The organism is Alloalcanivorax sp. C16-1, from assembly GCF_046507805.1.
Taxonomy (GTDB): Bacteria; Pseudomonadota; Gammaproteobacteria; order Pseudomonadales; family Alcanivoracaceae; genus Alloalcanivorax.
On sequence record NZ_JBKFTK010000002.1, the window covers coordinates 401,179 to 426,937 of the forward strand.

General features: G+C 68.2%; 21 protein-coding genes. 13 read left to right on the top strand and 8 right to left on the bottom strand.

What is annotated here, in order from left to right:
• Positions 1 to 28: 28 nt before the first annotated feature.
• The 3 genes from glpK (at position 29) to ACLD0W_RS09085 (ending at position 3,893) form a co-directional block, all read left to right on the top strand.
• Positions 29 to 1,519 carry a glycerol kinase GlpK gene (gene glpK, locus ACLD0W_RS09075; protein WP_410307164.1) on the top strand — a complete coding sequence of 497 codons (1,491 nt, stop codon included), beginning with the start codon at positions 29 to 31 and terminating at the stop codon, positions 1,517 to 1,519.
• A gap of 164 nt (positions 1,520 to 1,683) precedes the next feature.
• On the top strand, positions 1,684 to 2,781 hold the full coding sequence (locus ACLD0W_RS09080) for a diguanylate cyclase (RefSeq protein ID WP_410307165.1): 1,098 nt from the start codon (positions 1,684 to 1,686) through the stop codon (positions 2,779 to 2,781).
• Positions 2,778 to 3,893: a GGDEF domain-containing protein gene (locus ACLD0W_RS09085; protein WP_410307166.1), complete on the top strand. Its 1,116-nt coding sequence runs from the start codon at positions 2,778 to 2,780 to the stop codon at positions 3,891 to 3,893. Before ACLD0W_RS09080 ends, ACLD0W_RS09085 begins: the two co-directional genes overlap by 4 nt.
• A 19-nt stretch (positions 3,894 to 3,912) precedes the next feature.
• Here ACLD0W_RS09085 and argF read toward each other — a convergent pair whose 3' ends face one another.
• A complete protein-coding gene (gene argF / locus ACLD0W_RS09090; protein WP_410307167.1) occupies positions 3,913 to 4,821 on the bottom strand; it encodes an ornithine carbamoyltransferase in 909 nt (302 codons plus the stop codon).
• Positions 4,818 to 6,002, bottom strand: a complete 1,185-nt coding sequence (locus tag ACLD0W_RS09095) for an aspartate aminotransferase family protein (RefSeq protein WP_410307168.1) — start codon at positions 6,000 to 6,002, stop codon at positions 4,818 to 4,820. The genes argF and ACLD0W_RS09095 overlap by 4 nt, the downstream gene beginning before the upstream one ends.
• 98 nt (positions 6,003 to 6,100) lie before the next feature.
• Between ACLD0W_RS09095 and ACLD0W_RS09100 the strand changes: the two genes are divergently transcribed.
• The gene (locus ACLD0W_RS09100; protein WP_410307169.1) at positions 6,101 to 7,657 is read left to right on the top strand and encodes a hydantoinase B/oxoprolinase family protein; all 1,557 of its coding nucleotides are present in this window, start codon (positions 6,101 to 6,103) and stop codon (positions 7,655 to 7,657) included.
• 88 nt (positions 7,658 to 7,745) lie between these two features.
• Positions 7,746 to 8,075, top strand: coding sequence for a Grx4 family monothiol glutaredoxin (grxD, locus tag ACLD0W_RS09105; RefSeq protein WP_204428385.1), 330 nt, complete (start codon positions 7,746 to 7,748; stop codon positions 8,073 to 8,075).
• A 55-nt stretch (positions 8,076 to 8,130) separates the two neighbouring features.
• Here grxD and rnt read toward each other — a convergent pair whose 3' ends face one another.
• Positions 8,131 to 8,811 (bottom strand): ribonuclease T, encoded by a 681-nt coding sequence (gene rnt, locus ACLD0W_RS09110; RefSeq protein ID WP_410307170.1) that lies wholly within the window; start codon positions 8,809 to 8,811, stop codon positions 8,131 to 8,133.
• Positions 8,812 to 8,967: 156 nt separating this feature from the next.
• Between rnt and ACLD0W_RS09115 the strand changes: the two genes are divergently transcribed.
• The 5 genes from ACLD0W_RS09115 (at position 8,968) to ACLD0W_RS09135 (ending at position 13,839) form a co-directional block, all read left to right on the top strand.
• A complete protein-coding gene (locus tag ACLD0W_RS09115) occupies positions 8,968 to 10,191 on the top strand; it encodes an argininosuccinate synthase (protein ID WP_410307171.1) in 1,224 nt (407 codons plus the stop codon).
• A 102-nt stretch (positions 10,192 to 10,293) separates the two neighbouring features.
• On the top strand, positions 10,294 to 10,728 hold the full coding sequence (locus ACLD0W_RS09120; protein WP_410307172.1) for an ATP-dependent zinc protease: 435 nt from the start codon (positions 10,294 to 10,296) through the stop codon (positions 10,726 to 10,728).
• Positions 10,725 to 11,633, top strand: a complete 909-nt coding sequence (gene rimK / locus ACLD0W_RS09125) for a 30S ribosomal protein S6--L-glutamate ligase (RefSeq protein ID WP_410307173.1) — start codon at positions 10,725 to 10,727, stop codon at positions 11,631 to 11,633. The genes ACLD0W_RS09120 and rimK overlap by 4 nt, the downstream gene beginning before the upstream one ends.
• Complete coding sequence (locus ACLD0W_RS09130) at positions 11,630 to 12,682, top strand: succinylglutamate desuccinylase/aspartoacylase family protein (RefSeq protein ID WP_410307174.1); 1,053 nt, start codon at positions 11,630 to 11,632, stop codon at positions 12,680 to 12,682. The genes rimK and ACLD0W_RS09130 overlap by 4 nt, the downstream gene beginning before the upstream one ends.
• 29 nt (positions 12,683 to 12,711) lie before the next feature.
• Positions 12,712 to 13,839: an App1 family protein gene (locus ACLD0W_RS09135; RefSeq protein WP_410307175.1), complete on the top strand. Its 1,128-nt coding sequence runs from the start codon at positions 12,712 to 12,714 to the stop codon at positions 13,837 to 13,839.
• A 4-nt stretch (positions 13,840 to 13,843) separates the two neighbouring features.
• Here ACLD0W_RS09135 and ACLD0W_RS09140 read toward each other — a convergent pair whose 3' ends face one another.
• On the bottom strand, positions 13,844 to 14,236 hold the full coding sequence (locus ACLD0W_RS09140) for a rhodanese-like domain-containing protein (protein WP_410307176.1): 393 nt from the start codon (positions 14,234 to 14,236) through the stop codon (positions 13,844 to 13,846).
• 11 nt (positions 14,237 to 14,247) lie between these two features.
• A complete protein-coding gene (locus ACLD0W_RS09145) occupies positions 14,248 to 16,158 on the bottom strand; it encodes an AMP-binding protein (RefSeq protein WP_410307177.1) in 1,911 nt (636 codons plus the stop codon).
• Between the two features lie 155 nt (positions 16,159 to 16,313).
• Here ACLD0W_RS09145 and ACLD0W_RS09150 point away from each other — a divergent pair, with 155 nt between their 5' ends.
• Positions 16,314 to 17,603 (top strand): MFS transporter, encoded by a 1,290-nt coding sequence (locus tag ACLD0W_RS09150; RefSeq protein ID WP_410307178.1) that lies wholly within the window; start codon positions 16,314 to 16,316, stop codon positions 17,601 to 17,603.
• A gap of 7 nt (positions 17,604 to 17,610) precedes the next feature.
• On the opposite strand, the gene ACLD0W_RS09155 is transcribed toward ACLD0W_RS09150, so the two are convergent.
• Together ACLD0W_RS09155 and ACLD0W_RS09160 are read right to left on the bottom strand one after the other, a co-directional pair.
• Positions 17,611 to 19,071: a DEAD/DEAH box helicase gene (locus ACLD0W_RS09155; protein WP_410307179.1), complete on the bottom strand. Its 1,461-nt coding sequence runs from the start codon at positions 19,069 to 19,071 to the stop codon at positions 17,611 to 17,613.
• A gap of 171 nt (positions 19,072 to 19,242) precedes the next feature.
• Complete coding sequence (locus ACLD0W_RS09160; protein ID WP_410307180.1) at positions 19,243 to 21,204, bottom strand: metallophosphoesterase family protein; 1,962 nt, start codon at positions 21,202 to 21,204, stop codon at positions 19,243 to 19,245.
• Positions 21,205 to 21,372: 168 nt separating this feature from the next.
• Between ACLD0W_RS09160 and panB the strand changes: the two genes are divergently transcribed.
• Positions 21,373 to 22,158, top strand: a complete 786-nt coding sequence (panB, locus tag ACLD0W_RS09165) for a 3-methyl-2-oxobutanoate hydroxymethyltransferase (RefSeq protein ID WP_410307181.1) — start codon at positions 21,373 to 21,375, stop codon at positions 22,156 to 22,158.
• A gap of 15 nt (positions 22,159 to 22,173) precedes the next feature.
• On the opposite strand, the gene recQ is transcribed toward panB, so the two are convergent.
• Entirely contained in the window at positions 22,174 to 24,336 is a 2,163-nt protein-coding gene (gene recQ, locus ACLD0W_RS09170) for a DNA helicase RecQ (RefSeq protein WP_410307182.1), read from the bottom strand.
• 96 nt (positions 24,337 to 24,432) lie between these two features.
• Between recQ and chrA the strand changes: the two genes are divergently transcribed.
• The gene (gene chrA, locus ACLD0W_RS09175; protein ID WP_410307183.1) at positions 24,433 to 25,572 is read left to right on the top strand and encodes a chromate efflux transporter; all 1,140 of its coding nucleotides are present in this window, start codon (positions 24,433 to 24,435) and stop codon (positions 25,570 to 25,572) included.
• The last annotated feature ends 187 nt before the right edge of the window (positions 25,573 to 25,759 follow it).

A 25,759-nucleotide genomic window follows, 5' to 3' on the forward strand; every position in this document is an offset into this window, starting at 1 on the left:
CGCCCCCTGGACTTGCAGCGGAGGCATGATGTCGTCTTTTATTCTCGCCATCGACCAGGGCACCACCAGCTCCCGGGCCATCGTGTTCGATCGCGACGGCGAAACCCTGGGCCAGGCGCAGAAGGAATTCCGGCAGCACTTTCCCCGCGACGGCTGGGTCGAGCACGACGCGGCGGAAATCTGGAACGACGCGATTACCCTGTGTCGGCAGGCGCTGCGCAACGCCGGCGTGGAGGCGTCGGACCTGGCCGCCATTGGCATCACCAATCAGCGCGAGACCACGGTGCTGTGGGACCGGCGCACCGGCGAGCCCCTGGCCCGCGCCATCGTCTGGCAGGACCGGCGCACCGCCGACACCTGCCAGCGCCTCAAGGACGACGGCCACGAAGCCCTGGTGCGCGAGCGCACCGGCCTGCTGCTGGACCCCTATTTCTCCGCCACCAAGCTGGCCTGGCTGCTGGACCATGTGGACGGCGCCCGCCAGCGGGCCCGCGACGGCGAGCTGGCGTTCGGCACCATCGATTGCTGGCTGCTCTGGAAACTGACCCACGGCCGCGTGCACGCCACCGACGCCACCAATGCGTCCCGCACGCTGCTGTTCAATATCCATACCCAGCAATGGGACGACGACCTGCTGGCGGTGTTCGACATCCCCGCCGCCCTGTTGCCGGAGGTGCGCGACAGCGCCGGGGAGTTCGGTCGCACCGACACCGCCCTGCTGGGCGCGCCGGTGCCGGTGGCCGGCATCGCCGGGGACCAGCAGGCGGCGCTGGTGGGCCAGGCCTGTTTCGAACCCGGCATGGTCAAGAGCACCTACGGCACCGGCTGCTTCATGGTGATGAACACCGGCGAGGCGGTGACCTCGGAAAACCGCCTGCTGACCACCGTCGGCTACCGGCTCAACGGCCGCACCACCTATGCGCTGGAAGGCTCGATCTTCGTCGCCGGCGCCGCCATCCAATGGCTGCGCGACGGCCTCAATCTGATCTCCCACGCCAGCGAGACCGAGGCGCTGGCGCGGCGGGTGGGCTCCGCCGGCGGCGTCTATCTGGTGCCGGCCTTCACCGGCCTGGGCGCGCCCTGGTGGGACCCCCACGCCCGCGGCGCGCTGCTGGGCCTGACCCGGGACACCGGCATCGCCGAGGTGGTCACCGCCGGTCTGGAAGCGGTCTGCTACCAATCCCGGGATCTGCTCGAGGCGATGGCCGCCGATTGCGGACAGCGGCCCACCACCCTGCGCGTGGACGGTGGCATGGTGGTCAACAACTGGCTCGGCCAGACCCTGGCCGACGTGCTCGGGGTGCGCGTGGACCGGCCCCGGGTCACCGAGACCACCGCCCTGGGCGCCGCCTACCTGGCCGGTCTGGGAGTGGGCCTGTTCGAGGACCTGGATGCGGTGGCCAGCCACTGGCAACGGGACCGGGCCTTCCAGCCGGCGCTGGACGAGAGTGAACGGGAGCGCCGTTATCGGGGCTGGCGGGACGCCGTGAAACGCGTCTGTTCGGATAACCGGTCCTGAAAAGTCGACCAAAAAATGTGAATGGCCTCACATTTTTAACTATCATTCCTTCGGGTAACCGGTGTTCTGCTGACTCATAATCCAGCTCTCCCGCCGCGCGGCGGGAGGGCAACTCCATGGCAGCACCGTTCGCGTCCGTGTCGATGGCCTGGGGGAAGGATCGTATGCGTGGTTGGCACGCCGTGCCCGGCGAACGCCAGGATCTCTATTTGCGGCGGCTTGCCTTCGCCCTGCTGGTGGGCGGCGGTGCCCATACGCTGGTCTGCTGGCTGATTTTGCAATGGGGGTTCTTCCACGGCGGCGACGTCGCCTTCGCCGCGCTGTTCCTGGTGATCTGGGGAGGGCACCTGGCGCTGCTGGGGTTCGCCGGTCTGCGCTTCAACCGGCGCCTGGAGGACCCGTCCATGACCGAGCCGCTGATGGTCTGGTCGACGGTGGCGCTGCTGCTGTCGGTGGCGTTCGTCCAGGAAGTGCGGCTGGCGGTGATGAGCTTCTTCTTCGCGATCCTCCATCAGGGCGTGTTCCGGGTACGGCGCCGGCGGGTGGCGCGGGCGGCGGCCGGCGCGGTGGCCGGCTACGCCCTGGTGCTGCTCCATCTGCAACTGAACGGCGCGCTGCCACGGCCGGTGGCGGAGTGGGGCCAGTGGCTGCTGTTCGCCCTGATCACCCTGGCCATGGTGCTGCTGGCCAGCGAGATTTCCAGCATCCGCCTGCGTTTGCGCGAGCGTAACCGCCAGCTCTCCGACCTGCTGGAGCGCATCCAGGACCTGGCGATCCGGGATGAACTCACCGGCCTCTATGCCCGCCGTCATGCCATGGAACTGCTCGACAAGGCCTGCCGTCAGGCGCGCCGGGGCGGCTTTCTGCTGGCGGTGGCGTTCGTCGACCTGGACCATTTCAAACGCATCAATGACCGCTACGGGCACCAGTTCGGCGACCGGGTGCTGGTGCGCTTCGCCGAACTCACCCACCGGTATCTGGGCGAAAAGGACATCGTGGCGCGGCTGGGCGGCGAGGAGTTTCTGCTGGTGATGCCGGTGATCGACCTGGCCCAGGCCCGCGACAGCGTCACCGGCCTGCTCGATGCGCTGCGCGCCCAGCGGTTCATGGCGGCGCCGGCGCTGGAAGTGACCGCCTCCGTGGGACTCACCGTGGTCGGCCAGAACGAAACCCCGGACCAGGTGATGGCGCGCGCCGACCACCTGCTCTACCGCGCCAAGTCCGGCGGCCGTGACCGGGTAATGACGGCGGGCCCGCCATGAAGACGCCGGACGACTGGCGCCGGGTACGGCGGCTGACCGTCAGCGAGCGGCGCCTGATGCGCCGCCACGGGCGGGCGGTGCTGTCGGTGGCGGCGCTGCACGTGCTGCTGACCCTGCTGCTGTGGTGGCTGGGGGTGCTGCAGCTGGCGCCGATCCTGCTGGTGACGGTGATCGCCGGGCTGCTGGTGCCGGGGCTGGTGTACCTGGGGTTGATTGAGCTGGGGCTCACCGCCGAGTGGCGGGAGCCGAGCCTGTCGATGCCGGCGGCGGTGATTTTGCTGGCCGCCTTTCTGACCACCGGCTTCGGCCTGGACGAGGCGCGCATCAGTGCGTTGATGCTGTTTTTCCCGCTGCTGCTGCTGGTGTCGTTCCGGCTCGGTGCCGGCGGCCTGCTGGCCCTGGCGCTGTTGGCCAGCGTCGGCTACCTGGCGATGCTGGCGCTGGCCTGGCACTACCACGGCCTGCGCCTGAGCCCGACCCTGGAGGCCCTGCAGTGGCTGGTGTTCACCCTGGTGAGCGTGAGCTTCGCGGTCACCGGCAGCGGCGTCAACGGGCTGCGCCGGCGACTGGCGGTGAAGAACCAGGCCCTGGCCGATGCCCTGGAACAGGTCCGTGATCTGGCCATCCGTGACGATCTCACCGGCCTGTTCAACCGGCGCCATATCCTGCAGGTGCTGGAACATCAGAAGGGGCTGGCCGACGGCGGCATCTATCCGTTCTCGGTGTGCTACGTGGACCTGGATTATTTCAAGGCGATCAACGACGCCTTCGGCCACGGCTGGGGGGATCGGGTGCTGCGGGACTTCGCCGATTTTGCCCTTACCGACCTGCGCGGCGGCGATTACCTGGCGCGGCTGGGCGGTGAGGAATTCATCATGGTGCTGCCGCAGAGCACCCTGGAAGGCGCGGAGCTGGCGGCGGAGCGTCTGCGTAAGGGCTGGGGGCAGCGGGATTTCCGCGCCCTCAACGGGCCGCCCACGGTGAGCCTGTCCGCCGGGGTGGCCTGTTATCGGCCGGGGGAGAGCATCGATCAGTTGATCGCCCGGGCCGACCACGCCCTCTATCTGGCCAAGAGTCAGGGGCGGGATCGGGTTTGTCGCGAAGAGCCGTAGGCGCGGCCGGGCGCCGCGCTTACTGGCCGGCCAGCAGGAATTCCAGCAGCGCTTTCTGGGCGTGCAGACGGTTTTCCGCCTGGTCCCAGACCACCGAGCGGGGGTCGTCGAGCATGTCTTGGCTGATTTCCTCGCCCCGGTGGGCGGGCAGGCAGTGCATGAACACGGCCTGCGGATCGGCCCGGTCCATCAGCGCCGGGCTGACCTGATAATCGGCGAACTGCCGGGCCCGTTCGGCCTGCTCTTCTTCCTGGCCCATGGACGCCCACACATCGGTGGACACCAGGTGGGCACCGGCCACCGCTTTCACCGGGTCCCGCTCCAGGGTTACCCGGTGGGCGAATTCCTCCATCAGCGCCGCCGGCGGATCGAACCCTTCCGGGCAGGCCACGGTGAGAGAGAAATCAAATTGCTCGGCGGCATTGATGTAGCTGGCGCACATATTGTTGCCGTCACCGATCCACACCACCTTGCGGCCCTGAATGGCGCCCCGGTGTTCCATGTAGGTCTGCATGTCGGCGAGCAGCTGGCAGGGGTGGAACTCGTCGGTGAGAGCGTTGATCACCGGCACCCGGGAATACTCGGCGAACTGCTCCACGGTGTCGTGATCGAAGGTGCGGATCATCACCGCGTCGACCATGCGCGACAGCACCCGGGCGGAATCCTCCACCGGTTCACCGCGGCCCAGCTGGGTATCCCGCGGCGACAGGAACACGCTGGCGCCGCCGAACTGGGTCATGGCCACTTCGAAGGACACCCGCGTGCGGGTGGACGACTTCTCGAAGATCATGCCCAGGGTCTTGCCACGCAACGGCTCGTGGAACTGGCCGGTGTGCAGCATGGTTTTCAGCTCCACCGCCCGTTGAATCAGATAGCCCAGTTCCTTGGGGGTCAGGTCCATCAGGGTAAGGAAGTGACGGGTGCTCATGGGCGCTCCGAATCACGGGCGAATTCGACCAGCACCCGGCTCAGGGTGTCGGCGAGAAAATCCAGTTCCTGGTCGTCGATCACCAGCGGCGGCAGCAGGCGCACCACCGAACCGGCGGTAACGTTGATCAGCAGGCCGGCCTGGCGGGCGCGGCCCACCAGGTCGCCGGCGTCGCGGTCCAGCTGGATGCCGATGATCAGACCGCGGCCGCGCACTTCCCGGACCATCGGCAGATCCGCCAGCCGCTCGCGCAGGGCGGCGCGCAGCCGCTCGCCCTTGGCGGCGACGGTGGGCACCACCTCGTGCTCCAGGGTCTCCACCACCGCCAGGGCGGTGGCGCAGCCCAGCGGGCTGCCGCCGAAGGTGCTGCCGTGGCTGCCCGGACCGAACAGCTCGGTGGCGGCGCCGGCCACCAGACAGGCGCCGATGGGAAAGCCGTTGCCCAGCCCCTTGGCGGTGGTCAGCACGTCCGGCCGCACGCCTTGTTCCAGGCAGGCGAAGTAGCCGCCGGTGCGACCGTTGCCGGTCTGGATTTCGTCCAGCATCAGCAGCCAGCCGTGGCGGTCGCAGCGCTCGCGCAGACCGGCCAGGAAGCCGTCGTCCGGCACCCGCACGCCGCCCTCGCCCTGGACCGGCTCGGCCAGCACCGCCACCACATTGGCGTCGCCGGCGGCGGCGTCCACCGCCGCCAGGTCGTTGTAAGGCAGGGTACGGAAGCCTTCCACCAGGGGCTCGAAGCCTTCCTTGACCTTGCGGTTGCCGGTGGCGGACAGGGTCGCCAGGGTACGGCCGTGGAAGCTGTTTTCCATGACCAGCACCACCGGGTGCTCGATGCCGCGACGGCGGGCGTGCAGGCGCGCCAGCTTGATGGCGGCCTCGTTGGCCTCGGCGCCGGAATTGCCGAAAAACACCTTCTCCATGCCGGCCAGGCGGCACAGCCGCTCGGCCAGGGCTTCCTGGGCCGGAATCCGGTACAGATTGGAGGTGTGCACCAGCCGGGCGGCCTGTTCGGACAGCGCCCGGGTCACCGCCGGATGGGCGTGGCCCAGGTTGCACACGGCGACGCCGGCGACGGCGTCCAGGTAGCGGTTGCCGGCCTGGTCATAAAGCCATACCCCTTCGCCGCGCTCGAAGGCGACCGGCTGCCGGGCATAGGTGGGGATCAGGAACTGCTCGCTCATTGCTTTCTCACCAAACGAAAAACGGCAGCCTTGGCTGCCGGGTGGACTGTGGATAATACTGGTGGACGGCATGTGACGCAATTGGCTCAATAGTGACCATGAACCCGATCCAACTGAGCATCTTCGCCAACCGCCTGTCCGGAATCTGCGACGAAATGGGCGCCTTGCTGCGCGCCAGCGCCCTGTCGCCGAACATCAAGGACCGGCTGGATTTTTCCTGCGCCATTTTTGACGCCGGCGGCGGGCTGTGCGCCCAGGCGGCCCATATTCCCGTGCATCTGGGGTCCATGGCCTACGCCATGGCCGACCTGGTGGAGGGCCGCCACTGGCGGCCCGGTGACCTGCTGGTGGTCAACGACCCCTATCTGGGCGGCACCCATCTGCCGGATGTGACGGTGGTGGCGCCGGTGTTCCTGGGCGAGCGCCTGGTGGCCTTCACCGTGACCCGCGCCCACCACGCCAACATCGGCGCCAACAGCCCGGGCTCCATGCCGGTATCGCGGACCCTGGACGAAGAAGGGCTGGTGATCGCGCCGCAATGGCTGAAGCGCGCCGGCGCCTGGCAGGTGCCGCTTTGCCGGCGTCTGGCCGGGCTGGCGGAGGACCCCGGGGCCGACGCGGCGCCGCTGGATGTGCCGCGCTTCGCTGACTTCGCCGCCCAGGCCAGCGCCTGCCAGGCCGGCGCCCGGCGGCTGGCGGAACTGGTCGCCGAGCGCGGCGCCGACGCCCTCGACGACGCCCTGACCGCGCTCAACGACTACGGCGAACGGCGCATGCGCCAGCGGCTGACCGATCTGGCCGACGGCGTCTATCGGTTCACCGACCTGATGGACGACGACGGCCAGGGCCAGCGGGACATTGCCATCGCCGTGACGCTCACCGTGGACGGTGACCGGGCCCATCTGGATTTCACCGGCACCGCCGCGCAGGTGGCCGGCAACATCAATTGTCCGCTGTCGGTGGCGGCGGCCGCCGCCTGGTATTGTTTCCGCTGCCTGCTGCCCGACGACGCGCCGTCCTGCGCCGGCCTGTTCCGGCCCATCACCCTGGCCGCCCCGGCGGGCAGTCTGGTCAATGCCCGGCGCCCCGGGGCGGTGGCCGCCGGCAACGTGGAAACCAGTTCGCGCATCGTCGACGTGGTACTGGGCGCCCTGGCCGGCGCGTTGCCGGCGGCGATCCCGGCGGCCAGCCAGGGCACCATGAACAATCTGGCCATGGGCGAGGGCGGTGAGCGGCCCTGGGACTACTACGAGACCATGGCCGGCGGGCAGGGCGCCCACGCCGGCGGCGATGGCCTGTCGGCGGTGCACAGCCATATGACCAACACCCTGAACACGCCCATCGAAAGCCTGGAAGAGCATTATCCGTTGCGGGTACTGCGCTATGCGCTGCGGCGCGGCAGCGGCGGGCCCGGCCGCCACCGGGGCGGCGACGGCATCGAGCGGGAACTGCAATTTCTGGCACCGGCCCGCTTCACCCTGCTCACCGAACGCCGGCGGCACCGGCCCTGGGGGCTGGACGGTGGCGGGCCCGGCGCCGCCGGTGAAAACCGGCTTAACGGCGAGACCCTGCCGCCCAAGCACGCCGGGCGGGCGGTGGCCGGCGACCGGTTGTGGCTGGCGTCCCCCGGCGGCGGAGGCTACGGGGCGATGTGAGCGGCGGGGCCTTGTAAAGGCCGCGGTGAACCCCCATTCTCTGCACACTTCACCGTTTCCGACACACATTCCGACCCAGGTGGTTTCTATGGACGATGTGATTGCGGTCATCAAGGACCAAATCGCGAAGAACCCGGTGCTGCTGTACATGAAAGGCACCCCCCAGTTTCCCCAGTGCGGTTTCTCCGCCCAGGTGGTGGAAGCCATGACCAGCGTGGGCAAGCCGTTCGCCTACGTGAACATTCTGGAAGCGCCGGAGATCCGGCAGAACCTGAAGGAATTCGCCAACTGGCCGACCTTCCCGCAGCTGTGGATCAGCGGCGAGCTGGTGGGCGGTTGCGATATCGTGATGGAGATGTACCGGTCCGGTCAGCTCAAGGAGCTGGTGGACGGCGCGGCGGTGGAAGGCGACGCCTGAGCGTCCTGTTCACCCGCCCAGCAAAAAGGCGCCGATCCGGCGCCTTTTTTTGTTCCTAATCCAGGGCGTTGGCCAGGGTCGGCGGCATGGCGCCGGCCGCTGGCGGCGGCCAGCCGCCCAGGTCGCGGAAGCGGTTGACCATGGAACAGAACAGCTCGGCGGTGCGGGTGGCGTCGTACAGCGCGGAATGGGCGTCGCGCTGATTGAAGGGGATGCCCGCCGCCTCGCAGGCCTTGGCCAGCACGGTCTGGCCGTACACCAGCCCGGCCAGGGTGGCGGTGTCGAAGCTGGAAAACGGATGAAACGGATTGCGCTTCACGTCGGTGCGTTCCGCCGCCGCGTTCAGGAAACCCTGATCGAAGAAGCTGTTGTGCCCGACCAGCACCGCCCGGTTGCAGCCGTGGTTCTTGATCGCCTTGCGCACCGGCGCGAACACGCCCTTGAGCGCGGTGTCCTCGTCCACGGCGCCGCGCAGCGGGTTGTGCGGATCGATGCCGGTGAAATCCAGCGCCGCCTGTTCGATATTGGCGCCGGGGAAGGGGTCCACATGAAAATGCACCCGGGTCGAGGGGCGCAGGTAACCGCGGGCATCGATATCCAGCAAAACCGCGGCGATTTCCAGCAGCGCGTCGGTGCGGGCATCGAAGCCGCCGGTTTCCACATCCACCACCACGGGCAGGAAGCCCCGGAACCGTAGCGCCAGGGAAGGGTGCTTGTCGCTCATGCCATCTCCCATCAAAGCGCGCTCATGCTACCCCATTCCCCGGCGCCGGGACAGGTGACGGCGGCGGACCGCCACGGGTACAATACGCGGCCCCGCGGGGCGGGCCGATCGGCGCGCCCGGCCCCGTTCGTTTTATCAGTGTTTCTCGCATCAGTTCTGGAGTGTGGCATGTCGGATATCAACAAGGTGGTGCTGGCCTATTCCGGGGGCCTGGATACCTCGGTGATCGTCAAGTGGTTGCAGGAGACCTACAACTGCGAAGTGGTGACCTTCACCGCCGACATCGGCCAGGGCGAGGAAGTGGAGCCCGCCCGCGCCAAGGCCCAGGCCATGGGCGTCAAGGAAATCTACATCGAGGACCTGCGCGAGGAGTTCGTGCGCGACTACGTGTACCCCATGTTCCGCGCCAACACGCTGTATGAAGGCGAATACCTGCTGGGCACCTCCATCGCCCGCCCGCTGATCGCCAAGCGGCTGGTGGAGATCGCCGCGGAGACCGGCGCCGACGCCATCTCCCACGGCGCCACCGGCAAGGGCAACGATCAGGTGCGCTTCGAGCTGGGCGCCTATGCGCTGGCCCCGGGCATTCAGGTGATCGCCCCCTGGCGCGAGTGGGACCTGAACTCCCGCGAGAAGCTGATGCAGTTCTGCGAGGACCACCAGATCCCGGTGGATTTCGCCGGCAAGAAGAAAAAGTCCCCGTACTCCATGGACGCCAACCTGCTGCACATCTCCTATGAAGGCGGCAACCTGGAAGATCCCTGGTGGGAAGCGGAAGAGGACATGTGGCGCTGGAGCGTGAGCCCGGAGAGCGCGCCGGATCAGCCCACCTACATCACCCTGACCTACGAAAAGGGCGATATCGTCGCCATCGACGGCGAGCGCCTGAGCCCCGCCGATGTGCTCAGCAAGCTCAACAAGCTGGCCGGCGACAACGGCATCGGCCGTCTCGATATCGTCGAGAACCGCTACGTGGGCATGAAGTCCCGGGGCTGCTACGAAACCCCCGGCGGCACCATCATGCTGCCGGCGCACCGTGCCATCGAGTCCCTGACCCTGGACCGGGAATCCGCCCACCTGAAGGATTCGGTGATGCCCAAGTACGCCGAGCTGATCTACAACGGCTACTGGTGGAGCCCGGAGCGCCTGGCGCTGCAGAAGCTGATCGACGCCACCCAGGACAACGTCAACGGCGACGTGCGCATGAAGCTGTACAAGGGCAACGCCACCGTGGTGGGCCGCCGCTCCGACAACGACAGCCTGTTCGACGCGTCCATCGCCACCTTCGAGGACGATGCCGGCGCCTACGATCAGAAGGACGCGGAGGGTTTTATCAAGCTCAACGCCCTGCGTCTGCGCATCGCCGCCAAGAACGGCCGCAAGCTGTCCTGACGCGGCCCTGACGCGGCCAGCCCCCTGAGCGTTGCGGCTAGCGCCGGCCTGGCTCCCTGTGTAGGCTGCCGGTAAGCCAAAGCAGGGAACAGGAACCCCCGGATGAATAAAACCACCGTGGGCTGGCGCGAATGGGCCAGCCTCCCGGACCTGGGTATCAAGGCCATCAAGGTGAAAGTGGACACCGGCGCGCGGACCTCCGCGCTGCACGCTTTCGAGGTCGGCAGCTTTGAACGGGACGGTCGCGAATGGATTCGCTTTCGCATCCACCCGTTTCAGGATTCCGATCAGGTGCGCGAGTGCGAGGCGCCGCTGCTGGACCGGCGGGTGGTGTCCGATTCCGGCGGCCACCGCGAGGAGCGCCCGGTGATCCGCACCCTGCTCGCCCTGGGCGGGCGCCGCTGGCCGGTGGAGATCACCCTCACCGACCGCGAAACCATGAAATTCCGCATGTTGCTTGGGCGCACCGCCATGGATCAGTTGGTGGTGCATCCCCAGGCGTCTTTTCTACTCGGCGGTAACGAGCGTCAACCATGAAGATTGCGATTCTGTCCCGGAACAAGCATCTCTATTCCACCCGCCGCATGGTGCAGGCGGGGCAGGATCTGGGGCATGAGATGCACGTCATCGACACCCTGCGCTGCTACATGAGCATGGTGTCCCACAAGCCCGAGATTCATTTCAAGGGCGAGGTGCTGGAAGGCTTCGACGCGGTGATTCCGCGGATCGGCGCCTCGATCACCCAGTACGGCACCGCGGTGCTGCGCCAGTTCGAGATGATGGGCGTGTTCCCGGTCAATGAATCGGTGGCGATCTCCCGCTCCCGGGACAAGCTGCGCTCCCTGCAGCTGCTGTCGCGCAAGGGCGTGGGCCTGCCGGTGACCGGCTTCGCCCACTCCCCGGATGATATTCCCGACCTGATCAGCATGGTCGGCGGCGCGCCGCTGGTGATCAAGATGCTGGAAGGCACCCAGGGCATCGGCGTGGTGCTGGCGGAAACCCGCAAGGCGGCGGAGTCGGTGATCGAGGCGTTCATGGGCCTGAACGTGTCGGTGATGGTGCAGGAGTACATCAAGGAAGCCGGCGGCGCCGACATCCGCTGCTTCGTGGTGGGCGGCAAGGTGATCGCCGCCATGAAACGCCAGGCGCTGCCCGGCGAGTTCCGCTCCAACCTGCACCGGGGCGGCAGCGCCAGCCTGATCCGCATTACCCCGGAAGAACGGGCCACCGCCGTGCGCGCGGCGCGCATCATGGGCCTCAACGTGGCCGGCGTGGACATCCTGCGCTCCAACCATGGGCCCCTGGTGATGGAGGTGAATTCCTCGCCGGGGCTGGAAGGGATCGAGACCGCCACCAATAAGGACGTGGCCGGCATGATGATCAAGTTCATCGAGACCAACGCCCGTCCCAACCGCACCCAGACCAAGGGAGCCAAGGGTTGAGCCGTAGCGAAAAAGTGGCGCCGTTCGAGATCAACGGCGTCACCGTGCAGCCGGGTACCCGCGCCAAGGTGGAGTTGCCGCTGGCGCAGCTCTATACCCAGACGCCGCTGAACGTGCCCATCCATGTGATTCACGGTCGCCGCCCCGGGCCGGTGTTGCTGGTCAGCGCCGCCATTCACGGCGACGAACTCAACGGCGTGGAGATCATCCGCCGGTTGCTGCGCCATTCCGCGCTCAAGCGGCTCAACGGCACCCTGCTGGCGGTGCCGGTGGTCAATGTGTTCGGCTTTATTCACAAGACCCGCTACCTGCCGGACCGCCGTGACCTGAACCGCAGCTTCCCGGGCTCCGAAACCGGCAGTCTGGGCGCGCGCATGGCCTGGCAGTTCAAGACCCAGGTGCTGGACCGGGCCACCCACGCGGTGGACCTGCACACCGGTGCCATCCACCGGGCCAATCTGCCGCAAATCCGCGCCGATCTGTCCAACGACGACACCGCCGCCATGGCCGCCGCCTTCGGCGTGCCGGTGGTGATCAACTCGGTGCTCGGCGAGGGCACCCTGCGCGAGGTGGCCGAGGCCCAGGGCATTCCGGTGATCACCTACGAAGCCGGCGAGGCGCTGCGTTTCGACGAAAGCTGCATCCGCGCCGGGGTCAAGGGCGTGCTCAACGTGATCCATCACCTGGCCATGACCGGCCCGCGCAAGACCCGCGCGCCGCTGGAGCCGCACATCGCGCGCTCGTCCAGCTGGGTGCGGGCGGAACGGGACGGCGTGTTCCTGCCCCTGGTGGCGCTGGGCGCCTGGCTCAGGAAAGGCCAGCTGATCGGCCGCATTTCCAGCCCCTTCGGCGGCGAGGACGTGCACATCGAATCCCCCTGCGCGGGCATTCTGGTGGGACGCAACAATCTGCCGCTGGTCAACGAGGGCGAGGCCCTGTACCACATCGCCCGCTTCGAGGAAGTGCGCGAGGTGGCCCAGAACCTGGAGGTGTTCACGTCGGACATCGAACGGGGCCCGGGCCTGGCCGGCGAGCCGCCGATTGCTTAGCCGTCGATGGCCGCGTTTCTGGAGTGTCGATGAATCTGCCCACCCCCCGCCGCCTTTATCACGGCCTGCGCAAGATGCTGCGCTTTCTGGCGCGGCCGGCGCGGCGTGGGGGGCATCGTGCCGGTCGCGTGATCCAGACCTACCGGGGCTACGGCTCGCGGCGCTCGGTGTTTCTCATCGGTCGGGTGTTCCGCCAGCCCGGGCTGGGGCTGAATCTGCGTGAGGGGCCGGTGGACGACGTGCTCAACATCATCCGGCGCACGGTGCGCTGGGGGGTGCATGACGCCCATCTGACCGTCACCGTGGGCGCGGTGAGCGTCGACGTGATCACCGACCGGGACGGCTATTTCCACGTCACCCTGGATGTGGAGGCCAACCGGGACTGGCCGGACCAGGCGTTCTGGCAGCAGGCGCGCCTGCGGTTGCACCCGGGGCACCGGGAGGGGGAGCAAGAGCCGGTGGAAACCAGCGCCGACATCTATATCCCGCCCCGGGACCTGGACTGCGCGGTGATCAGCGACATCGACGACACCGTCATCTACACCGGCGTGGCCAGCAAGCTGACCATGATGTACCAGCTGTTCGTGCTCAAGGCCCGCCACCGCACCGCCTTTCCCGGCGTCTCCGCCTTCTACCGGGCGCTGTTCCACGGCGACACCGGCGAGCGCCGCCGGCCCATGCTGTATGTGTCCCGCGGGCCCTGGAGCATCTATGACGTGCTCGAGGAATTCTTCCACCTGAACCGTATTCCCCACGGGCCGATCCTGTTCCTGCGCGAGTGGGGCGTGACCCTGCAGCGGCCGCTGCCGATCCGCGCCAAGGACCACAAGGCCATGCTGATCCGCCGCATGCTGGCGATCTACGATCAGGTGCCGTTCGTGCTGATCGGCGACAGTGGTCAACGGGACCCGGAGGTGTACGCCGAGCTGGTGGACGAATTCCCGGACCGCATCCGCGCCATCTACATCCGTCATGTGCACCGGGGCACCGGCCGCGACCGGGCCATCCAGGCCCTGGCCGAACGCACCGCCGCGCGCGGCTGCGATATGGTACTCACCCGGGACAGCCTGGAAATGGCCCAGCATGCCTTCCGCCATGGCTATATCGCGCGGGATGGGTTGGAGGAGGTGCGCGCCGACTGTCGTCGGCGCGGTTAACGGGTCACTGTGTTTTTTCCACGGTGCCGCCGGCCTCCCGCCACGCCTTGAACCCCCCTTCGATGTCGCACACCGGCCCGAACCCCATGTCCATCAATTGCGCGGTGGCCAGGGCGGAGCGGTGGCCCAGGGCGCAGAACAGCACGAAGCGCTGACCGCTGGCGAAGTCGGCTTTGTGGTAGGGCGAGTCCGGATCCACCCAGAATTCCAGCATGCCGCGGGGCGCGTGCAGAGCGCCGGGCAGGGTGCCCTCGCGTTTCAGTTCGCGCACATCGCGGATGTCCACGAAGCGCACCGCCGGGTCATCGGCCAGGTCGCGGGCCTGTTGCGGGGTGAGCCGCTCGATGCGGGCCTCCGCCTCGGCCACCAGATCGGCGACCTTTTTCTTGAGTGTCATCACGGACTCCTTCAGTTCGCTCGGCCCGGGCGTCGCACCAGACCTTCCTCCAGCAAAGTGCGGGCGATCTCGTCGAGAATCGCCGGGTCGTCGATGGTGGAGGGCAGCGGGAAATCCTCACCGTTGACCATTTTGCGCAGGGCCGCGCGCAGGGTCTTGCCGGAGCGGGTCTTGGGCAGGCGCTTGACGACCAGGGCCCGCCGGAAGCGCGCCACCGCGCCCACCTGCTCACGGATCAGCGCCACCAGCGCCTGCTCCACCTGTTCCGGAGTGGTATCGACGCCGTCCTTGAGCACCACCAGGCCCACCGGCACTTCGCCGCATACCTCGTCGTGCATGCCCACCACCGCCGATTCCGCCACCGCCGGGTGGGTAGCGAGGTGCTCTTCCATGACGCCGGTGGACAGCCGGTGCCCGGACACGTTGATGACGTCGTCGGTGCGTCCCATGATGTGCACGAAACCGTCCGCGTCCAGGTAGCCGCCGTCGCCGGTGTGGTAATAGCCCGGGTAGGTGTTCAGATAGGCGGCCAGGTAGCGGTCGTGGTCGTTCCACAGGGTCTGCGCGCAGCCCGGCGGCAGCGGCAGGCGCAGGGCGATGGCGCCCTCGGTGTCCGCCGGCAGCACCTCGCCGGTCTCCGGGTCCAGCACCACCACTTCATAGCCGGGCACCGCCCGGTTGGTGGAGCCGGCGCGCACCTCCGCCTCGCCGTGGCGGGTCAGCGGCGCGGTCACCGGCCAGCCGGTTTCGGTCTGCCACCAATGGTCATAGACCGGGCGCCCGGTCAGGTCGCTGAGCCACTGGTAGGTGGGGGTGTCGAGCTTCTCCCCGGCGACGAACAGATGCTTGAGGCTGGCGGTATCGTGTCGCCGGAACAGCTCGCCGTCCGGGTCTTCCTTGCGAATCGCCCGGAACGCGGTGGGCGCGGCGAACAGGCCGTTGACGCCGTGCTCCGCCACCACCCGCCAATAGGCGCCGGCGTCCGGGGTTTTCACCGGTTTGCCCTCGTAGAGCACCGTGGTGCAGCCGCCGATCAGCGGCGCATAGACGATGAACGAGTGGCCCACCACCCAGCCCACGTCGGAACAGCCCCACCAGACTTCCCCCGGCTGCATGCCGTAGATCTCGCGCAGGGCATAGAGCTGGGCCACCGCGTGGCCGCCGTTGTCGCGCACGATGCCCTTGGGTTTGCCGGTGGTGCCGGAGGTGTACATGATGTACAGCGGCTCGTCGGCGGCCAGCGGCACCGGGTCCGCCGGGGCACTGCCGTCCACCACCGAGCGCCAGTCCTGGAAGCCCAGGGCGTCCAGGTCCGCCGGCGCCTGCTCACGTTGCAGCACCAGCACCTGTTCGACCCGGTGGCTGGCCTTGTCGAGCGCGCCGCGCACCAGGGCGGTGTAGTCGATCACCCGGTCGATCTCGATGCCGCAGGAGGCGGTGAGGATGGCCTTGGGGCGGGCGTCGTCGATGCGGATCGCCAGCTCATGGGCGGCGAAGCCGCCGAACACCACCGAGTGCACCGCGCCGATGCGCGCGCAGGCGAGCATGGCGATGGCCGCCTCCGGCACCATGGGCAGGTAGATCACCACGCCGTCGCCCCGGTCCACGCCCAGGCGGCGCAGGGCGCCGGCCAGTTCCGCCACCCGGTCGCGCAGTTCGCGGAAGGTGAAACGCTGGATCCGGTCGGTCACCGGCGAGTCGTAAATCAGCGCGGTCTGGTCGCCACGGCCCTGTTCGATCTGATGGTCCAGGGCCAGGTAGCTGGTGTTCAGCTGCCCGTCGCCGAACCAGCGATGGGTGCCGTCCTCGAGGGTCTCCAGTATCCGTTCCGGGGCCCGGTACCAGGCCAGTTGGCGGGCCTGTTCCGCCCAGAACGCCGCCGGGTCCCGGCGCGCCTGGTCAAAGGCACTGCGATCGCTCATCTCCCGCTCCTTGCAGTCTTGTTGTTGTGTGGCCTTGTTTCTGGCCGCGCTGCTCCATGCAAGCATCCCGCAAAGGGTCATGCCAGTAGACCATAGTCGGCCCGGTGCCGAGAGGGTATCCTTGCCGCCCGGTTCACATTTCGAGAGCTTCACCCATGTCCCGACCGACCGCCGCGCCGGCCAATTCCACCGGCCGCATCCTGTTCGCCAGCCTGGCCGGCACCACCATCGAGTTCTTCGATTTCTATATTTACGCCACCGCCGCGGTGCTGGTGTTTCCGCCGCTGTTCTTCCCCGGCGCCGATCCGGCGGCGGGGATGCTGCAGTCCCTGGCCACCTTCGCCATCGCGTTCTTCGCGCGGCCGCTGGGCTCGGCGTTGTTCGGGCATTTCGGCGACCGGTTGGGGCGCAAGGTCACGCTGGTGGCGGCGCTGCTGACCATGGGGGTGTCCACGGTGGCCATCGGCCTGCTGCCCACCTATGCGCAGATTGGCGTGCTGGCGCCGCTGTTGCTGGCGCTTTGCCGGTTCGGGCAGGGCCTGGGGCTGGGCGGTGAATGGGGTGGGGCGGTGCTGCTCGCCACCGAGAACGCGCCGCCGGGCAAGCGCGCCTGGTTCGGCATGTTTCCACAGCTCGGCGCGCCGCTCGGGTTCCTGCTGTCCGGCGGCTGTTTCCTGATTCTCACCGAGGTGCTCAGCGACCAGCAGTTCTTCGCCTGGGGCTGGCGCATTCCGTTTCTGCTCAGCGCGCTGCTGGTGCTGGTGGGGCTGTACGTGCGGCTGAAGATCGAGGAGACGCCGGTGTTCCGCCACGCTCTGGACACCCAGGAGGAGGTCAAGGTGCCGATGGCGCGGGTGATCACCCATCACACCAAGGCGCTGGTGCTGGGCACGGTGGTGGCCATCGCCACCTTCGTGCTGTTTTATCTGACCACGGTGTTCGCGCTCACCTGGGGCACCACCGCCCTGGGCTATTCCCGGGAAACCTTCCTGGTCATCCAGTTGCTGGCGATTCTGTGCTTCGCCGCCACCATTCCGTTCGCCGCCCTGTTCGCCGACCGTCACGGCCGGCGCCGCACCCTGATCTGGGTGACCGTGGCCATCGCCGTGTTCGGGCTGCTGTTCGAGCCGCTGTTCGGTGGCGGTTCACTGGTGGGCGTGCTGCTGTTCCTGGCGCTGGGGCTGGGCTTGATGGGGATGACCTACGGGCCGCTGGGCACGGTGCTGTCGGAGTATTTCCCGACCCGGGTGCGCTACACCGGCGTGTCCCTGGCGTTCAATCTGGCGGGGATCTTCGGCGCTTCCCTGGCGCCCTACATCGCCACGGCCCTGGCCACCCGGTTCGGGTTGCAGGCGGTGGGCTATTACCTGGCCGGGGCGGCCCTGCTGACGCTGGTGGCGCTGCTGGCCACCCGGGAGACCCGCGACCAGGATTACGGGCGCTGATCGCGGCTTAGCGGGACGTGTTGCCGCCGCCGTTACCGGAGGGACGACGGCGCCGGCGGCGGCGCTGGCCGTCACCGTTGCCGGGGCGGGCGCCCTCGGTGTTGCCGCTCCTGTTGCCGTCGGCCTTGCCGGCGGCGTTGGCGCCGCCCTGACCCCGGCCACGACCGCCACCGGCGTTGCCACCACGACCGCCGCCACCGCTGTTTCCACCCCGGCCACCGCCGCCGTTGCCGCCACGACCGCCGCCGCCGTTGCCGCCGTTGCCGCCACGACCGCCGCCGCCACCGCCACGGCCGCCCATGGCCGGGGCCCGGCCCGGGCCCGTGGTGGGCAGCGGTTCGCCGGGCTGGAAGCCGTCCAGGGCGCGCCGTTCAATGGGCGTGCGGATCAGCTTCTCGATGTCGAACAGCAGCTTGCTTTCATCGGCGCTGACCAGGGACACGGCCTGGCCGCTGGCGCCGGCCCGGCCGGTACGGCCGATCCGGTGCACATAGTCTTCCGGCACATTGGGCAGGTCGAAGTTGACCACCTGGGGCAACTGTTCGATGTCCAGGCCACGGGCGGCGATGTCGGTGGCCACCAGGGCCCGCACGCTGCCGTCCTTGAAGTCCGCCAGCGCCCGGGTGCGGGCGTTCTGGCTCTTGTTGCCGTGGATCGCCGCCGCTTCGATGCCGTTGCCCACCAGTTGTTTGGCGAGCCGGTTGGCGCCGTGCTTGGTGCGCGTGAACACCAGCACCTGGAACCAGTTTTCGTCGGTGATCAGGTGGCTGAGCGCCGCCGCCTTCTGGTTCTGGTCCACCGGCACCACCCACTGGCGTACCCGCTCGGCGGTGCTGTTGCGCGGGCTCACGTCCACTTCCGCCGGGTCGTTCACCAGGCTCTTGGCCAGGGTGCGGATGTCGTTGGAGAAGGTGGCCGAGAACATCAGTGTCTGGCGCTTGGCCGGCAGCAGCCGGAGCACCTTGCGGATGTCATGGATAAAACCCATGTCGAGCATGCGGTCGGCTTCGTCCAGCACCAGGATTTCCAGGTTGTCGAAGCGCACCGCGCCCTGCTGGTGCAGGTCCAGCAGCCGGCCGGGGGTGGCCACCAGCACGTCCAGGCCGCCCTTGAGGCGGTCGATCTGCGGGTTGATGCCGACGCCGCCGAACACCACCGCCGAGCGCACGTTCAGGTGGCGGCCGTACTCGCTGACGCTCTCGCCCACCTGGGCGGCCAGCTCCCGGGTCGGGGTCAGCACCAGGGCACGGGCCTGGCGCGGCGCCCGGCGGCCGCCCTCCAGCCGCTGCAGCATGGGCAGGGTAAAGCCGGCGGTCTTGCCGGTGCCGGTCTGGGCGGCGGCCATCACGTCGCGGCCGGCCAGCACGGCGGGAATCGCCTGCGCCTGAATCGGCGACGGCTGGCTGTAGCCCTGCTCGGCGACCGCACGCAGCAGGGGTTCGGATAAACCGAGGGAAGCAAAATCCATAAAGAGGGGTATTCCGAAAACTGGAGGGGGAGGAAAGGCGGTGCAGACTAACGGATTGCGCGGCGGAGTACGAGGGGTTTTTGGTGTCGGGAGGGGGAGGTCGCGGCCAAAGCCGCTCCTACGGGGGGCGATCCCCGGGGCGTAGGAGCGACTTTAGTCGCGATAGGCGGTTTACCGGTTAATCAGGGCCAGCTCCGCGTCCTGTTGCAGCACCACCCACCAGCGGTGGCCGTGATCGGCGTCGAAGCCCACCAGGGGCTGGCCGTCACAGGTGGCCGGGCGGGTCGGCGTGCTGGTCAGCATGGCGGCGTCGAACGGTTGCTCCACCACGCAGTCGGCGCCGGCGATGGCCTGCCAGCCCTCGTCGGTGAGCCAGCCCAGGGTCAGCGCCGCCGGGTCGCGGCCCTCGGGGGCGTCGAAGGTGAGCGCGTAGGCGTCGGATACGGCGGTGGCCAGGTCCCAGCTCTTGCTGGCGGTGGCCGGCAGGGCGTGCGGCTGCTTGGTGGAGCCGTCCGGCTGACTGCCCGGCAGGCCGGTGTCCGCTTCCAGGTCCTTGGCGGCGCCGTAGGCGCTGGAGTAGGTGCCGGTCTGGTTCTGGGTGCCGCTGACGATCAGCACGTCCGAGGCGGTGTCGCCATTGGCCGCTTCCCAGCTCATGGTGACCAGTTCCTTCAGGTCGATGGTGGTTTCCGGAATGTCGAGCACGTTGGCGTCGTCGGCATTGGGCACCACCCGGTTTTCCGCGTTCAGGTTGGGCGTCCAGCTTTCGTTCATCTGGAACAGGAACTGATAGGCCAGGCGGGCCAGCTCGATGACCGAGCCGGCGCGGCTGAAGCCCGGCGTCACTTCCATGTCGCGGGTGCGGCTCTCGACCCGGTTGAAGGTGTCGTTGATGCCGCCCACCATGCGCGCCACGCTACCGTCGTGGGCCAGGCAGTCGTTGCTGATGTACTGGCTGTCCAGGTACATCACCGGTCGGGTGCCGTCCGGAATCGAGGTCGGGTAGACCAGACGCTCGCAGCGGTTGCGGGTACGGGAAAAACGATCCATCAGCTTCCATTGCGGGTCGGCCAGCTCCTTCTCGCCGTCTTCATTGGCGCCGATGGTGTGCTCGGTGTACCAGGACTGGTAATCCACCCGGTCGCCGTCGAAGCTCAATACCGAGGCGTTCACGTCGTAGGCGGTGGAGCCGTTGTCCAGGGTGTTCATCTTCTGCGACACGATGCGCTGCACCAGCTCCCGTTCGCCGTAGCGGAACTCGTAGCCCTTGTAGGAGGCATTGCCGGACATGATCTGCATGTACTGGGGCAGGCGGTAGTTACCGTCCTCCACGGTCCAGGAGGTCGGGTCCACCCAGATCGGTGCGGTGATCACCGAACGCTGGTACATGTGCTCGTGACCCTGTACCCAGATCACGTCGTATTTGGAGAAGAAGGCGCGGATGTCGTCCCACTTGTCCATCAGGTGATTGTCGCCGGCCACGCCCTCCACGATCATTTCGCGGGTCTCGCCGTACTTGGCGCCGATCAGACCGTCGTGGCTGGCGATCACCAGGTGATCGAACTCGCCCTCGTGGGCGGCCACTTCCTGTTTGATCCAGTCGAAGGCGATCGGCAGGTTGTAGTACTTGAGCAGGAAGATCATCACGTTGCCGCGCATCACGTAATAGTTCAGGTACTGCGCGCCGGCCATGTGCACCGCATCGTCGGGGATGTAGTGCTTCATGTTCTCGATCCATTCCACGGAATAGGCGTAGCTGTCCTCGTGGTTGCCCATCAGCGGCAGGAACTCGATGCCGGCGTCCCGGTAGCTCTGCGCCACCGAGGTCCATTGCTGGAATTCGCGGGTGGTGCCGTGGTCGGTGAGGTCGCCCACCGGGATCACGATGTTGGCGCCGAGCTCGGCCTCCTTGTCGAGCACCGCTTTCATCGGGTGGATGGACACATTGTCGCCGCCGCCCTGGGTATCGGGCAGCAGGCCGATGCGCACCGCGGTACGTTCCGCCGGCGGCGTGCCGCCGTTGCCGCCGCCGTTGTCGACGTTGCCGTTATCGGAATCGGACGAATCGCCGCCACAGGCGGCCAGGGCCAGCGCCATGACGATGGCGGCCGCCCCGTGAAGAGAAAGCTTCATTGTTGTTCCCCAGTAAAACCCATAAAAGAAAGGAGGAGCGCGGGCGCTCCTGAAAGCGCTCACAGCTTGCCCGGGGAAAGCGACACTTCGATCACCGCCAAATGAATTTTATTTGAAGGCGGCCCGTGCTATGAAAGAGCTCCTTGACGCCTTCAGCGAGGACGGATCATGAAGTTGCAAGCCAGCGATTTTGTCGCCCGCAAGGGCCACCAGCCGATCGCCATGCTCACCGCCTACACCTGCCCGGTGGCGCGCGCCCTGGAGCGTGCCGGCATTCCGGTGATTCTGGTGGGCGACACCGTGGGCATGGTGGAAATGGGCTTTGACAGCACCCGCCACGTCACCCTGGAACATATGGAATATCACATCGGCGCGGTGCGCCGCGGCGCGCCGGACACGCACATCGTCGGTGACCTGCCGTACCGCACCGACCGCGATCCGGACACCGCCCTGGCCAGCGCCCGGCGGCTGCTCGCCGCCGGCGCCGACAGCGTCAAACTGGAAGGGGACAAGTACGAGGTGATCCGCCATCTGGTGGCCAGCGACATTCCGGTGTGTGGCCACACCGGGCTGTTGCCGCAGACCGCCCAGGGCTTCGCCAAGGTCGGCCGCAGCGACGCGGAGGCGCAGCGGATTCGTCAGGAAGCGAAAGGCATCGAGGAGGCCGGTGCCTTCATGATGGTGATGGAACACATCCCCTATGAGCTGGCGGGCATCATCACCGCCGAGCGGGGCATCCCCACCATCGGCATCGGCGCCGGCCCGGACTGCGACGGTCAGGTGCTGGTGATCAACGATGCCCTGGGGCTGGGTGATTACTGGCCGCCGTTCTCCAAACAATACGCCGGCGCCAGCGACACGATTCTCGACGTGGCCCGGGCGTTTTCCGGGGAGGTGGCGTCGCGGGAATTCCCCAACAACATCATCAAGCTGACCGGCACCGGGCGGGGCTAACGGCGATCAAAGCCGCTAGGAGTGGGCGAGGATCGCCCGGCGCACGCAGTGCAGCACCCCGGTGGGGTAGTCGTCGCTGAGAAACTCGCGCACCTGCCGGTAGCTGAAGCTGTCGTCGCCCAGATTGGGCTGGGCCAGCAGGGCGTCCTGGATGATGCCCAGCTCCGCCGGAGGCAGGCCCAGGGCCTGTTCCAGATCCAGGCGGCCATCCGCCACCAGGTCCGCCAGGGCCCGGTAGACCTCCGCCTCGCCCAGGCCCTGGCGGCGGGCGATGGCGTCCGGGGTCATGCCGGCCCGGGCCAGGGCTTCCAGTTCGTCCTGGTCGCCGTCCGGGGCGCGGCGCGGGTCGCGTACCTCGGAGGCGCCGCCGCTGTCCCGTTCACTGGCGGCGCCCTCGTTGAGCACCGCCAGGAAGGCGTCGCCGTAGGCGTCCAGCTTGCGGTCGCCGACGCCGCTGACGGCGGCCATTTCGTGGCGGTCCCGGGGGCGCAGGGCGAGCATGTCCATCAGGGTGGCGTCGTGGAAGATCACATAGGGCGGCACCCCTTCTTCCTCGGCCAGCCGCTTGCGACAGGCACGCAGCGCTTCCCACAGGGTGCGGTCGGCATCGGCCACCTGGGGTTTGTCGCGGCGGGTGCGTTCGGTGGCCTTGGCGGTGTCCTTGCGCAGGTGCAGCACCTGCTCGCCGCGCAGGTAGGGGCGGCAGGTTTCGGTGAGCTTGAGCGCGCCGTAGCCCTCCGCGTCCACCGCCAGCAGCCCGCGTGCCACCAGTTGCCGGTAGATGGCGCGCCACTGGCCGGCGGAGAACTCGCCGCCGATGTTCCAGGTGGAAACGTGGTCGTGGCCGGCGGAGGCCACCTTGTCGCTGCGATTGCCGGTGAGCACGTCCACCAGATGGTTGACGCCGAAGCGCTGGCCGGTGCGGAACACGCAGCTCAGGGCCATCTGCGCTGCCTTGGTGGCGTCGAAGGTCTTGGGCGGGTTCAGGCAGGTGTCGCAGTTGCCGCAGGGTTTCTCCAGCTCCTCGCCGAAGTAGTGCAGCAGCGCCTGGCGGCGGCAGTGGGTCACCTCGCAGAGCCCGAGCATGGCTTCCAGCCGCTGGTTCTCGTGGCGCTTGAACTGCTCGCCGCCTTCCGACTGGGCCTGCATCTGCTTGTGGCGAATGGCGTCTTCCAGGCCATAGGCCATCCAGGCGGTGGCCGGGCTACCGTCGCGGCCGGCGCGGCCGGTTTCCTGGTAATAGGCCTCGATGCTCTTGGGCATGTCCAGGTGCGCCACGAAGCGCACGTCCGGTTTGTCGATGCCCATGCCGAACGCCACCGTGGCCACCATCACCAGCCCCTCCTCGCGCAGGAAGCGCTGCTGGTGGTGGGCGCGGGTGCGGCCGTCCAGGCCGGCGTGGTAGGGCAGGGCGGCGATGCCTTGCTGGTTGAGCCAGTCGGCGGTCTGGTCCACCTTGTTGCGCGACAGACAATAGACGATGCCGGCGTCGCCGGGGTGCTCGGTGCGCAGCAGCCGCAGCAGCTGGCGGCGGGCGCCGTCCTTGCGTTCGATCCGGTACTGAATATTGGGCCGGTCGAAGCTGGAGACGAAATGGCGCGCCTCGGTCAGGTCCAGCCGTTCGGCGATCTCGGCGCGGGTGCGCGGATCGGCGGTGGCGGTGAGGGCGATGCGCGGCACCTGGGGAAATTCCCGGTGCAGCAGCGACAGCTGCAGATAATCGCTGCGGAAATCGTGGCCCCACTGGCTCACGCAGTGGGCCTCGTCGATGGCGAACAGGGCCAGCGGCGACTGGTGCAACAGTTCCAGGGTGCGCGGCTGGATCAGCCGCTCCGGGGCCACGTACAGCAGGTCCAGCTCGCCGCGCCGCACCTGTTCCTGCAGGGCGAAGCTCTGCTCGCCGGTGAGCGTGGAATTGAGGAAGGCGGCGCGCACGCCCAGGGCGTTGAGCGCGTCCACCTGATCCTGCATCAGCGCGATCAGCGGGCTGACCACCACGCCCACGCCGTCGCGCACCAGCGACGGAATCTGATAGCACAGCGACTTGCCGCCGCCGGTGGGCATCAGCACCAGGGCGTCGCCGCCGCCGGCGACGGTGTCGATGATGGCGGCCTGCTCGCCGCGAAATTCGTGGTAGCCGAAGACGTGCTGTAAAACGGAGAGGGGATCGCGTTGCATGGCGGCGAGTATACCCGCCCGCCGCGGGCCTGACATCCGCGGGACACGAAGACGGGCTAATCTCCTACACCGTGACGAGCATTTTTGGAACCGCGTATGTGGATGGTCTTTCGGGAGTTTCTGTGGCTGGGCTGCGTCAGCTTCGGCGGGCCGGCGGCCCATGTGGGTTATTTCCACCGCCGCTTCGTCACCGGCCTGGGCTGGCTGGATGAGGCCACTTTCGCTCGTCTGATGGCGCTCACCCAGTTCCTGCCCGGGCCGGCCTCCAGCCAGTTGGGCTTCGCCATCGGACGGCACCGGGCCGGCCTGGCCGGCGCCGTGGCCGCCTTTGTCGCTTTCACCCTGCCGTCCTTTCTGCTGATGCTGGCCCTGGCGGTGTACGCCGCCCACCTGCCGGACACCGTACTGGACGGGCTGGCGCGCGGTCTGAAATGGCTGGCCGTGGTGGTGGTGGCCGACGCGGTGCTGACCCTGGGCGGCAAGTTCTGCCGGGACCGCCTGGCCCTGGCACTGGCCCTGGCCACCGCCGTGGCTCTGTGGCTGTGGCCGGGCATCGCCACCCAGCTGGGGGCGCTATTGGCGGCGGCCCTGATCGGCCAGGCTTATCGGCGGAGCGGGCAGGGCGAGCCGGCCACCGGCACCGCCACCCCGCGCCGCTGGCCGCTGCTTGCCTTCGCCCTGATCTGGGCGCTGTTGTGGCTGTTGCCGGGGGACGGGCTGGCCCGGCTGGCCGGGGAGTTCTACAGCGCCGGCGCCCTGGTGTTCGGCGGCGGCCATGTGGTGCTGCCGCTGCTGCAGGGGCTGGTGGGCGAGCGCCTGGGCGAGGACGCTTTCCTCACCGGCTACGCCGCCGCCCAGGCGGTGCCCGGGCCGATGTTCTCCCTGGCCGCCTACCTGGGTGCCCTGCTGGCGCCGGGGGCGCCCTGGCTGGGGGCGCTCACCGCCACCCTGGCGATCTTCCTGCCCGGCTTTCTGCTGGTGCTGGGCCTGGCGGATGCCTGGCAACGCCTGGCCGCCCGCCCGGCCCTGGCCGGCGCGGTCACCGGCATCAATGCCGCCGTGGTGGGGCTGCTGCTGGCGGCTTTGTACGATCCGGTATTTCGTTCGGCGGTGCACGGGGGCGTGGATCTGGTGTGGGTGGGGGTGGGGTTTTTGTTATTACGGTGGGGTCGGGTGCCGTTGGTCTGGCTGGTGGTCGGCATGGCCGGGTTCGGGTTGGTGGTTGAGTTGGTTTGAGGTCTTTCTCTCCAGAGGGGGCCGTTTCGGCGTGTTGGGCCCATCCCGGACACGCCGTGAACCCGTCCCTGGGGGCTCGTTTCAGACATCCATGTCTTCAACGGTCCGGGATGGGCCCAACACGCCGAAACGCCCGAGCGAAAGCCAGCCCCCGGTGGGGGGTAGAGGCGGCGGCTTCGTAGAGGGT